Source organism: Methylobacter sp., from assembly GCF_023227905.1.
GTDB lineage: Bacteria > Pseudomonadota > Gammaproteobacteria > Methylococcales > Methylomonadaceae > Methylobacter_A.
In genome coordinates this window covers 1-12,614 of sequence record NZ_JALOCF010000083.1, presented here as the reverse complement: position 1 = coordinate 12,614, position 12,614 = coordinate 1, and the positions used below count along the sequence as shown (strand labels likewise).

At 34.4% G+C, this 12,614-nt stretch carries 11 protein-coding genes; all 11 read left to right on the top strand.

The genetic code is table 11. From position 1 onward, the window contains the following. Positions 1-164: 164 nt before the first annotated feature. Positions 165-323 carry a hypothetical protein gene (locus tag M0R47_RS20455; RefSeq protein WP_292558207.1) on the top strand — a complete coding sequence of 53 codons (159 nt, stop codon included), beginning with the start codon at positions 165-167 and terminating at the stop codon, positions 321-323. Between the two features lie 3 nt (positions 324-326). Then, positions 327-1,583, top strand: coding sequence for a hypothetical protein (locus M0R47_RS20450; RefSeq protein WP_292558206.1), 1,257 nt, complete (start codon positions 327-329; stop codon positions 1,581-1,583). 94 nt (positions 1,584-1,677) lie between these two features. Beyond that, the gene (locus M0R47_RS20445) at positions 1,678-2,109 is read left to right on the top strand and encodes a hypothetical protein (protein ID WP_292558205.1); all 432 of its coding nucleotides are present in this window, start codon (positions 1,678-1,680) and stop codon (positions 2,107-2,109) included. 107 nt (positions 2,110-2,216) lie between these two features. After that, positions 2,217-2,468 (top strand): hypothetical protein, encoded by a 252-nt coding sequence (locus M0R47_RS20440; RefSeq protein ID WP_292558204.1) that lies wholly within the window; start codon positions 2,217-2,219, stop codon positions 2,466-2,468. Positions 2,469-2,471: 3 nt separating this feature from the next. Further along, on the top strand, positions 2,472-6,458 hold the full coding sequence (locus M0R47_RS20435) for a tape measure protein (RefSeq protein ID WP_292558203.1): 3,987 nt from the start codon (positions 2,472-2,474) through the stop codon (positions 6,456-6,458). A 3-nt stretch (positions 6,459-6,461) separates the two neighbouring features. Continuing rightward, a complete protein-coding gene (locus tag M0R47_RS20430; RefSeq protein ID WP_292558202.1) occupies positions 6,462-6,815 on the top strand; it encodes a phage tail protein in 354 nt (117 codons plus the stop codon). A gap of 10 nt (positions 6,816-6,825) precedes the next feature. Beyond that, complete coding sequence (locus M0R47_RS20425; protein ID WP_292558201.1) at positions 6,826-8,358, top strand: hypothetical protein; 1,533 nt, start codon at positions 6,826-6,828, stop codon at positions 8,356-8,358. A 9-nt stretch (positions 8,359-8,367) separates the two neighbouring features. Then, entirely contained in the window at positions 8,368-8,973 is a 606-nt protein-coding gene (locus tag M0R47_RS20420) for a hypothetical protein (RefSeq protein WP_292558200.1), read from the top strand. 1 nt (position 8,974) lies between these two features. Then, positions 8,975-9,706, top strand: coding sequence for an NlpC/P60 family protein (locus M0R47_RS20415; RefSeq protein ID WP_292558199.1), 732 nt, complete (start codon positions 8,975-8,977; stop codon positions 9,704-9,706). After that, positions 9,687-10,250, top strand: coding sequence for a hypothetical protein (locus tag M0R47_RS20410; protein WP_292558198.1), 564 nt, complete (start codon positions 9,687-9,689; stop codon positions 10,248-10,250). The genes M0R47_RS20415 and M0R47_RS20410 overlap by 20 nt, the downstream gene beginning before the upstream one ends. Beyond that, a partial coding sequence (locus M0R47_RS20405; protein ID WP_292558197.1) for a phage tail protein occupies positions 10,250-12,614 on the top strand: 2,365 nt, incomplete at its 3' end. The genes M0R47_RS20410 and M0R47_RS20405, both read left to right, overlap by 1 nt.

Genomic DNA, 12,614 nt, shown 5'->3' with positions numbered 1-12,614 from the left:
CTTACAATCCTATAATCCTTCCCCTTCTACCTATGTAGGAACTTCATTTAATTATGTAAATGGTGAACCAATCGGTTTATCTAATGGAACTTTCTGGTACATTACAGAATGGAAAATAGGTTTTCCAACTAATAGTATTTTAAACCCACTGTGACGAGGTAAAAATGTCATTTGTTATTGAACATCCTGATGGTACATATACTGAAAAAGAATATGCTCCAGTAACACCAACTGTAATGCCTGAAAGTACATGTGGGCAATTACTTGCTTCCTTAGCCCTTCCTACAGGAATTGTAGAAGAAACACTTGACGTAGGAGAATAATGAATGGCAATTAAATTTCACGAACGAAACCAAGCTGTTTATGTTGGCTTGCAAACAGATGCAGGTTCAGCAAATAAAGTAGCAACAGCATCACTTGGCTCAACTACTGCTATTGCTTGTACAGAGATTTCATCAGATACAACTAGAGATACTGGAGCATTTCAATATCTTGGTGATTCTTTAAGTCGCGATGAATATACCTACACTAAAGATACTTACATTGATCTTGGTATTACAACTTTCCAACAAGTTCTAGCTTCTTTAACTTCTGCTATCAATCCTGATACAGCTTCTTTATGGAAACTATTTCAAGCTTGTGGTGGTAATATTGCTGTTGCGGCAGATAATACAGTATGGGTAGATAATGCTAGTGAATCTCCAGATTATGCTACAGCAGATGTACGGTTTGCTTCTCCTGATGATGCAACTAATGATAAACTTTATAAGTTTTGGGATTTACGCGGTACTGTTGATGTTAACGCATCTTTGGGTGAAGTACCAACATTAAAATTTGCACTTAAAGGTAATGCTGATGATCCTGTTGCTTCAGCTAAACAAACAGCAAACTTCGGTACACAGGTAACTAATGTAGCTCCTTCAGTTCTTTATACAACTGTTAAAACTGCAAAATTACTTGATATGAGTGTAGTGCCTACTTATTCTTCTGCTGGTACAGTTACAAGTGTAACCTATGCAAAAGCTAAAGCTATTATTACATTTTCTGCTCCACATGGTTTGACAGCTTCATTAATTCGTTTGCGTATTTCTGGCGCAACTCCAGCAACTTTGAATGGTGATTTTGTTGGTTATATTCTAGATGCATCTACAATTGTTTACTATGCTAAAGGTACAACTGGTACTGGTACAGCAACAGGAACAATTTTAGCAAGTAAAGGTGATACTGCTGAAGCAACTTTCTGTTTCTCTACTCTTGATGCACCTAATTTCTTTGGTTTTGATTATCAACGATATTTAACAGGTTGTGACCAAGGTTTTGCTAAAGGTGCTACACCAACAGACGTTAATGTAACTATGTTGGAACCACAAGTAGGTGAAGTAGGTGTATTTAATCCAACTGAAAATGTAACTAAATTCTTTGCTGGTATTATTAAATTCGGCGGTTCTTCTGCTGGTACTACTGTAGCTTATATGTGGGATAAACTTCAACTTGCTACAGATAAGCAAGGTAAAGTTGCAACATATCTTGGCCGAGATGTTACTTTCCGTAACACTGGAACATCAATGATTTTTTATCAATAATTTAACACGGCCTGCTTCAGATAAAGAACTATTACCATGAAGGGAATAACTTTATCTGCTAGCAGGTTTTTTAATTCTTGTGAGGACACCCAAAATGGCAAAACAATTCTATATCAAACTTCAATCTCCTTTCATCGAAATGCCTGTAGAAGCTGAAGATGCTTCAGGTAAAGTTTCATCTTTACTTGTAGGTTTTAAACGCTATCCTACTAAAGAAGTTGAAGTTAAACTTAATTCATTTAAAGACTTAACAGAAGACCAGTATGTTGAGTATCTTAAAAATGAAATCCTCTATATTAAAAATGCTGTTCTTGAAGTTTACGATGGTGGGGTCTATGTTGAAGACTTGGTTATTGAAGATACAAGAACGGCAAAACCGAATGAGTTCTTCCAGGAAGCTGATAATGTTTTAGTCGTCCTCCTAGAATATTATCTATCATCTGCTCCTTGGAAGAACTCCCTCTTCTCTGCCTTTATTAAATCTCTCTACAATGTAAGTTTTAAGGAAGCTGAATTAAAAAACTAATAGAAGCGGGAGAAATCCTGGGAAAGATAATCTTAACTGCCGAGGAAAATAACAAAGCAGAAAAGAAGAAAAAGGAATTAGAAGAATCTAAATCTGCTTTCCCAGGCTTGACTTTCGCATCTACAGATGATATACTAGAGGAAGATGAAATAGAGGTATTTTATCTCTTTGAGAATAATGGTAAACTTTTTGAAATTTATAAAATTGCTAAAGATTATCTTAATGAAGTATATCTTCTTCCTGAAAATATTCTTCTTGAACTTCTTAAAGAAGAAAAACTTCCTCTAAAAGAAAGCCTATCAAAAATACCGTTTATCCACAGCGGTTTTCTTAATGTAATTGTTCCACCAAGCGAGTAGGTTATGGCAGATAGAACATTTAAATTATCCTTACAAGTTGATACAACAGGTGTAAAAGCTTTAAGGGATGCGTTACAATCTGCCGTAACCCCACTGGAAACAACTTCAAAAGTACAACAAGAGATAATTCAACTTGAGCAGAAACGAATTGATAAGATTCGTGAAACAGGTAGAATTATTTCTGACCTTAATAATACTACGGCAAATTTAAAGTTAAAACAAATCTTTGGTACTGAAATAATCAAAGATTACAACAAAGAACTTAGTGAAACTGAGAAAAGGTTAAAAAGCTTAACTCAGTTACAATCATTTGCTCAAAATTTAGGTACTTCTAGCTTAGCTAAAACAAACTCACCAATTAGAGAATCTAATACTTATGGTACTGTAGCAGAAAAACGAATTGCTGAAGCAGCCGCAGCAGCATCTTTACAACAAGGGAGAGCTTCTGAAATAGCTTTAAAAGATTTTGCTCTTGTTGAAGCAAAAATGCAGGAATTTGCTGCAAAAAGAAAACAGAATCAAATAGACCTTGAACAGCAAATAACTGCTGCTACAGAGCGAGCTATAGCTACTAGAAAAAACCTTGCGGAAAACGAGACTCTTTTTAGGAAAAAAGAATTAGATAAATTAAAAGACTATATAATTTCTGAAAACACCAGAAAAGATCTTGTAGTAAAACAATATTATGACAGTGTGGAGATTTTAAATAAACTCCATACTAACAAAGAGAAGAACCAGTTAGATATACAAGAATTTAATGCTAAAGTCTCTTATGCCTCTAGGTATAGGATGTATTCAGCTATGTTTGATCAAATAGAAGAAAGAACTAAAAAAGCTGCTGCTAAAGCCGCACCAGGTTTTAACTATGGTACTGGTTCTAAAGCAGCTTCTTCTATAGACTCAAGAAATGTACCTTCTGTAGCTGCGCCAGTGGGATTTAATTACGCTACAGGTAAAGTAATAGAAGAGCAAACTAAAAAAGTACAAGACCATAATAAAGCATTAGAGCAAACAGTACAACACCATAAATCTCTCTTTACCCATGTTGGTGCTGTAATTGGGGCTTATGAAATCTGGAATAAAGCATTATACCTTATTAGAGAAGGTTTACTTTCAATACCTAGAGCAGGTATAAATCTTGAGTCAGCGACAGCATCGTTAACAGCATCCTTTGGCTCTCTAGCTGGCGCAAATAAAGAATTAACTTTTTTACGAGAAGAAGCAGATAGAACTGGTTTATCTATTCAAGTTCTAAGAGAAACTTATGCTAGTGCTGCCGCTTCTTTTATTGCTGCTGGTGAATCTGCTGAAACTACAAGAGAAATATTCAAAAATATAAATACTGTTTCCACTACACTCCATCTATCTGGGGATAAAACTTCCAGTATTTATCTGGCATTATCACAAATATTTAATAAAACAAAATTACAGGCTGAAGAATTAACTAAACAGTTATCACAAACTATTCCTGGTGTAACCAACGAACAAGCCAAAGCATTAAATATAACTGTTGCTAAGTTATACGATGATATGAAAAAAGGTTCTATATCAGCACATGATGCTGTTATAGCTTTATCCCGTACATTAGCAGATACTTATGGACAAGAGGCTTTTGTTAAAGCTTCTCAAGGTATGAATGCAGAAATAGGTAGAGTACAAACTGCTTGGACAACTTTAGCAGAAAATATCTATAAAGGCACTTCAGAAATGCTTATAGGTATTTTAAAATTTACTTCTGGATCAGTGAATGGTTTTGCTGAATTTGCTGCAAATTCTTATAAAGTAAAAACCTCTGTCCAAGATATTATAGCAGCTTTAGCTGGAGCTGTTGCGGGATATGCTGCTGCTAGAATAGCTATTAATGCTTATACTTTTGCTACTACTTCTGCTATTACAGCTACAGAAGCTATGGGAATAGCTTTAACAAAAGTAGGAACTATAGTTAAACAAAATATATTTACAGCAGCTATTGTTGAAATCGGAGTATTAACATCTAAATTAATTTCTTTTAGGTCACAACTAGCTGATTTAGATAAAGAAGCAGAGCAACATAGAAAATCAAGAGAATTAGCTATCTCAGGTTCTCCTGAAGACCAAAAGAAAGCTGCAATTCAAGCTGACCAAAGAGTTATAGAAGCGCAATCTAAAGCTGATGCAGCTAAAGCTCGATATGAAAGATATAGTCAAGGCTTTTTTACAGCTTCCACAGAAGATATACAAAAAGCATATAGCACATATAATGAATTAAGTTTAAAATTATCTGAAGCTAAAGATACTGTAGCTAAAGAATTAACTATATCAGCAGAGAAAACAAAAGGTACTATAGTTACTTCAACTAAGGACTATTCTAAAATACTTAGTAAACTTGATATTGATTTTGTAGCTGCTACACAAGGTAAAATAGCAGGTGCTCAAGCTAAGTTAAAACAAAAATATTCTCAAGCTATTGAAGATTTCAAAAAAGATTTGTCTTCTTTTGATCCTGAAATTGTATCTAATGCTAAAAATCAATTAGATAGGATTAATACTGTTATAGAAGCCGCAGGTAATAAAGCAGCTTCTTCAACAAAAGCCGCCTATAGAGGGAGTTTAGAAGATTTTAAAACTTCTTTAACTGAAATTAGAGGAAGCATTACTGAAAGTCTTGGTATTCTTGATGAACTTTATAGAGAGAATGCCTTATCAATTTCTACTTATTTTGATTCAAAAAGAAACTTACTCTCTAATGATATTGCTGCACAAAAAGAAGCACTTGACTCAGAACTTAAAATAGCTTTTGCACAAAAAGATACCGTTAAAATTGCTCAGCTAAACACAGAATACAAAAAAGTTCTTAATGCTGAAAGTAAGAATTATGTTTCTACATTAAAAGAAGAGACAAAAGCTTATGAAGAATATAATAAAATGGTTCAACAGGTTGATGTTGAATATCTTCAGGCAGTAGGAAAAGCTAAAGAAGCTGCATTAATTAACTTTGATGTACAAAATAAAGAACGCATTGACAAAGCTTTAGCTCAGAAAGATACAAGAACTTTAAGTAAATTATTTAATACACGGACTTCTTTAGGGTTAGAGAAAGACCAAGAACGTAATGTTGCAGATTTACAAATAGCACAAGATAAATATAATGAGAGTATAAACAGAACAAATATACTTAAAAATATTGGGGCCATTTCTGAACTTTCTGCTGCACAGCGCATCACTGAAATAAATAAACAAATTATAGCTGATAAAGAGAAGTCCTTAGCTATAGATATAGAAATACTTGCTAAATCTCCTTCTGGTGATGCTTATGATAGACTTGCAGAGAAAATCAGAAAAAGTCGAGAAGAATTAGACCAATTTAAACTTTCTGCAAATACAGTTGGTTTATATTTTGAAAACATCCTTGGTTCTGCCTTTGATAAAGCTTTCGTAGGTTTTGCCACTGGAGCAATGAATGCTAAACAAGCTTTCTCTTCTTTTGCTTCTGGAGTTATTGAAGAGATTGCAAAGATTGCGGCACAGGAAGCTAGAAGTGCTATTGTAGGCGGTTTACTTAAAAGTGCTTTTAGCGGGATAGGTAGTCTATTTGGAGGAGGTTTCCAAGGAAATGGGGCTTTACAAAGTTATGCTAATCCTTTTGCTAATGGGGGAGCTGCAACAGGACTTTCTAAAGTATCAGGATCAATCCTTTCTTCTCCTACTTTATTCCCTTCAGCTAAAGTTATTCCATTTGCCTCTGGAGGTGTATTAGCTGGTGAAGCAGGAGCAGAAGCTGTACTACCTTTAAAAAGAGGAAAGAATGGTAAACTTGGTGTAGCTTCAGAAGGCCAATCTGGCGGAAATATAATAAACATTTCTGTTTCTGTTGATCGATCATCCAGTGAAGATGATACAGCTTATGCAGCTAAAATAGCAGAAACAATAGCAAGACGTATTGCTAAAGAAGAAATTGCTTCAGCAGCAAGGCCAGGAAATATTAACAATCGTGTGACTAAATTCGGATAAATTATGTCTACAGCAATGCCACTTCCTACAAAGATTACTATAGATAATCCAAAATCAGTTAAAGCTAAAACACTATATGCTCAATATGGGGACGGTTTTATGCAAGCTGCTGGTAATGGATTAAATCGAAAAGTTAGAGAATATGATATAGAATGGGGGCCATTAACTTTAGCTGAAAAAGATACTGTTGAAGCTTCCCTTGATCTTGTAGAAGGTTTTGGTATATTAACTTGGACTCCTTGTAATGAGGTAACAGAATTAAAGTTCTACGTCCCCGATGGTAAATATGATACTACCCCATTAAATAATAATGGTATGTATAAAATAACAACCCATATTATACAACGATTTGATTAAGGCGATTTAAATGGCACAATTATTTACTAATAATGCAGCAGGTTTACTTAATGCCTCAATTGCATCTACAGATTTATCTTTAACTCTTCAATCAGGCCAAGGTGCAGAGTTTCCTGCTGTTGGTGGAAGTGATTTCTTTCTTGTTACTCTTTTTAGCCTTGTGGGTAGTGTTGAGGTTAATCATGAGATTATTAAAGTAACTGCTAGAGTTGGTGATACTTTCACAATTGTTAGAGGACAAGAAGGAACAAATCCAGGAAACTGGTCTGTAGGGACAAATGTGCAGTTGAGAGTTACAGCAGGAGCACTAAGTTCCTTTATTACTGAAGCCAGTGCCTCATTGAAAATTGCTTCAAATCTAAATGACGTAGCTAATGTAACTACTGCCAGGACTAATCTTGGTTTAGGTACAGCAGCTACGCAAGCAAGTACAGCTTTTGAGCCCGCTAATGCTAATATACAATCACATATTGGTAACACCAGTAACCCTCACACTGTAACAAAGACTCAAATTGGCCTAAGTAATGTTACCAATGATGCTCAGTTAAAAATCTCTTCCAATCTTTCTGATTTAGCTAGTGCGTCAACCGCTAGAACTAACCTTGGTTTAGGTTCTTTAGCTTTATCTAACTCAGTAGAGAGTTCTATAACTTCTTCTTTTTGTTTTAGAAATAAAATAATTAATGGTAATTTTGATATTTGGCAACGTGGTATAAGTCAGACCTCTAGTGGGTACGGTTCGGATGATAGGTGGAACAATATTAACACAGGTTCTACTAAAACCAATACACAGCAAACTTTCTCACTTGGGCAAACCGAAGTTCCAGGCAACCCAAAATACTTTAGTAGTACAGTAGTTACTTCAGTAGCTGGTTCCACTAACAATGTTAGTAAAGTACACTCTATAGAAGGTGTTGCACTATCATCAGGTAAAACGATGATACTATCATTTTGGGCTAAAGCTGACACCAGCAAAAATATTGCGGTTGATTTTGGGCAAATTTTCGGAACTGGGGGTTCTCCTACTCCTGTTGTTAGTGGAATCGGAGTAACAACTTTTTCACTTTCAACAACATGGCAAAAATTTACAACAACTGTTACCTTTCCATCTATTACAGGAAGTACATTAGGAACAAACAATGATTCTTATTATTTTTTACAATTTTGGTTTGATGCTGGCTCAGCTTATAATGCTCGCACTAATAACTTAGGTCAACAATCAGGAACATTTGACATTGCTCAAGTGCAATTAGAAGAAGGAACTATTGCTACTCCCTTTGAACAAAGGCCTTTGCAAATTGAATTATCATTATGCCAAAGGTATTTTGAAATTATTTCTGGTGTTGTAATTGTAACACCAAATATATTTAAAGATTTTTATTGTAAAGTACAAAAACGAGCTGCTCCGGTTATAAGTAATATAGTAATCTATACAGGTACAGGTGCTACATTGCAATCAGCTTCAGGGATAACTAGAATTTACCAAGAGACTGCCAATAGTGTTGACTCTAATTTTACTGCTTGGGTATCATCAGAATTATAATAAATAATTATGAATACTAATACAGTCAATAGTGAGATTTTAAACGGAACAGGGGGTTTACAAATATCCCCTTTTATTCCTACAATAAATCAAGTAATTCTCCAATCAGAAGCTCCGGCCTATTTAGAACTTCTTGAAATAGATTGCTCAGTTATAGGACAACCAACTTATTATCTAACAAATACAACAAGTCAGTTTAGTTTTGGTATTGATGAATTTTCTGCACCAAGAATCTACTACCCTTTTCCATTCCAACTTACAGGAATAGAAAGTAATTCTGACGGTGCTCCAGCAAGGCCAACACTAGACATAGGTAATCTTAGAGGAATAAACGGAGAATTGATAAAACTATTCGGCTCGCTATCTTTCCTTTATGATGATCTTGTAGGAGTTAGTGTTACTTATATAAGAACTTTTGAACCCTATATTAACCTTACCACTAGAATATCTGCCCCACCATTAAAGTATTTTATTGGTAAGAAAACTTCCCATAATAGATTAGGTTTAACTTTTGAACTCCGAAGTCCTCTTGATAAAGAAAGAGCCTTTTTACCAAAAAGACAAATGTTAAGAAGAGATTTCCCAGGTTTATCAATTAATAAACACGTTGGATAATATGAGTTCTTTAGATTTTATAATCCCGATTAGGAAACATATATTAACAAGCTATCCTAATGAGGCTTGCGGCCTTGTATTATCTGATAATTTTGTAATCCCATTAGAGAATATAGCAGAAGAACCAACTAAAAGTTTTAAAATAGCTTCTGTTGATATTACTAAATACGTAGGAAATATAAAATACATATATCATTCCCATTGCAGAAGTATAAACTCACCTGAAATATTTGACTTGCGTACCCCTTCATTTAGTGATATAATAGGGCAACAGAAAAGTGGTATTCCTTGGCTAATATTTGGAACTGAAGGAACTGGTGTTACAGACCCTTTAACTATACCAAGAGTTAAGAATAACAATTACCTTCAAAGACCTTTTATTTGGTATATTAATGACTGTTACAGTCTTGTACAGGATTATTACCAATTTGAATTTGGAATAATCCTTGATAATCATAAAGCTAAAACAGACTATAAAGATATAAGAAAACTTAATAATATCTTCGGTGAATACATTGAAGAGTATGGTTTTATTAAGCATAATGTTAAAGGACATAAGTTTCAAAATGGGGATTTAGTTCTACTTGATTCACATGGTTTTGAGAAAAATCATCTAGGAATTTATGAAAATGGATTTATCCTGCATCAAGATCTTCTCTCTAAAAAAGAAAGAATAGAACATTTTATTGATAGAATCCACTTGGTATTACGACATGCAAGTAAGAGTATTTAAAGATTTAAATAACTTTGACGAGTTTGAATTTGAAGTATCGTCGATTAAAGAGGTTCTATCGGGATTGAAACTCCATAAGGGGCAAGAATATACAAATAATATTATTGAGAATAATTATAAATATATCCTTATTCCCTCTGATGAAACTGAATCTCCTATTCCTTTAATGCCAGATGTGATTTTATCTAATCTAGCTGAATTTCCTTTACTATTAATAATTCCCGATATAGAAGGAGAAGTTCCTGCTGCCGCTATTATTGCTATAGGTGCTTCTGCTGGAGTAACTATAGGAGCAACAGCAGCTACTATTATAGCAGCAGTTGTAAATATAGCTATCTCTATGGCATTAAATATGGTTATGAGCTTACTTTCTCCAACGAAAGAGTTTTCTTCTGATCCTTCTTCAGCGCAAAAAAACAATAGTAACCTTTTTAATGGCGCTCCTTTAATTCGAGAACAAGGTGGTAGTGTTCCTCTTGCTTTCGGTGAAGGTTTTGCTGGCGGTGTTTTAATTTCTTCAAGCCTAACTACGGTAGAAAGTTAATGCAAGAATTAGATATATATGGTGAAGGTGGTAAAGGTGGTGGCGGTGGCGGACATACTCCTGTTGAAACTAATGATACTCTTCAAAGTGTACAAGTAGTTAGAATCCTTCTTGCAGTTAGTGAAGGAGAGATAAATTCAATTGATGAAATATACTTAAACAGAACTCCTATTTCTGCTTTCGATGCAACTTATGAAATACGAACAGGTACAACAAATCAAACTGTTATTCCAGGTTTTATAAATACAGAAGCACCTTTAAGTGGAACTTTTCCAATAGAAGTTCAACAAGCTATAACTTTACCAGCTTATTCTATTGACTCTACTGCTGATGCTGCAAGAGTAACTTTAGTCTTGCAAGCACTTTCACAATATTTAGAAAATGGTGATCTTGTTGGCTATGAAGTTTCATTAAGCATCTACACCAGCCCGAATAATTCAACCTACGCCCTAGCTAAAACTACAGTAAAGAATGGAAAAAGCTCTACTGACTATGCTTGGGATGTTCAGGTAGAAAGACCTTCAAATTATATTCCAGGATCAAGTTGGTATATTAAAGTTGTTAGAAATACAGCAGATTCTACAAGTGTTAAAATTAACGATACTACTTTAGTTGCTGGAATTTCACAAATTTATTATAAGAATCTAAACTATCCTGGAACAGCTCTTGTAGGTATTATTTTAAGAAATGCGGATCAATTTGGTGGTCAGGTTCCTGAAATCCTTCTTAAAGGAAAATTCCTTAAAGTAAAAATCCCAAATAATTACGATCCCACAAGTAGAGTTTACTCTGGAAATTGGAACCTGGGTTTTAATCCAGTAAAACAATTCACAGCAAATATTGCGTGGGTTATTTTCTATTGCCTGAATGATTCTAAAGCCTTAAATATCTCTGAAGCTGATATTGATAAAGCTAGTTTTTATGAACTTTCTCAATATGCTGATCAGATGATTGATGATGGCTTTGGCGGAACTATACCAAGATATACAGTAGGTTATCAATTTGTTTCAAGAGATAATGTACCAAGTTTCTTAGCAAATTTACTATCTATTTGTAATGCTAATCTTGGCAGTAACGAGTTTGGGCAAATATCTATTATATTCGATCATCCTAATGTCCAGCCCTCTAAACTTGTAACTAATGCTAATGTTATTGATGGGTTATTTAACTATTCTTCCAATGATCTTGAAGGAAGAACAACACAAGTTAATGTAACCTATAATGACTGGTATGCTTATGGAGATACTTCTACAGCAAGTGTACCAGGAACAACTCCTACTGTTTTCGAGCAAGATTTAATTGATAGATACAGCCTTCAACCTTCTGATATTGTTCTTCCTGGTTGCCTGCATGAAGCTCAAGCAGTAAGAAAAGCAAGATGGGCATTATACACTAACTGTATAACCACAAGGTTTATATCTTTTAAAGTATTCCTGCATGGTTTAACCTATCGCTTTGGTGAAGTTATCAAAGTTATGGATAGTGAAAATAGACAAACTATGCAACATGGGGTAATTTTATCTTACTCATATTTAGCAGGTACAACTACGCTTGTTCTTGATAGAGAATTTACACTCTCTGCTTCTGCTTGGACTATTTCTTTTACAGGGTCTGACGGAGTAACATTATATAATAAAACTATTAATGAAACAGCAGGGTTATTTTCTTCTGTATCCTTCACAGGTCAAGTTGACCCTTTCATAGGTTCTGTTATTATTCTTAATGGCCCATTAGAAGGTAAACTTTATACTGTAACAGGGATTCAAAAAGAAGATGATTATTATGTTATAGCTGGCATCGAACGAGATGAGGGAAAATTCGATTACGTTGATGATGGTATAGTATTAGATGTTCCTACAGGGGATTTTGTTAATCCTACTGATTTCACTGTTGAACCAGTAGTTAATTTATCAGTCAGCCCTATTTCTTCTACAGATGGAATAAACTCAAATATCCAACTTCATGTTTTTTGGGATTGGGATTTAGATCATTCTGCAAAGTATAAAGCGACATTTGTGGCCTCTTGGAGAAGAGATAAACAGGATTTTAAAAATGCCCAACAAATTTCTGGTTATAGTTTTGACATTGATGCTGCTGTACCAGGAACTTATGAGATAAATGTTTGGGCAATTAATAGTGCAACTAATGTTAAATCTTCTGTAAATAATCTTGTTTACAATTATCGTACAAGTGCAGGAACATCAACATTACTTCCTCCTATTAATGCTAGTACAAGTAATACAACAAGCACATTTAACTTCTCTACACCAGCATTAACATTATTCTTCTATAATAACCCTGCAAATACAAATAATGTTGTAGATAGTTTATATGATTATGTTGTAGAAGTCTGGGATTCTTCTG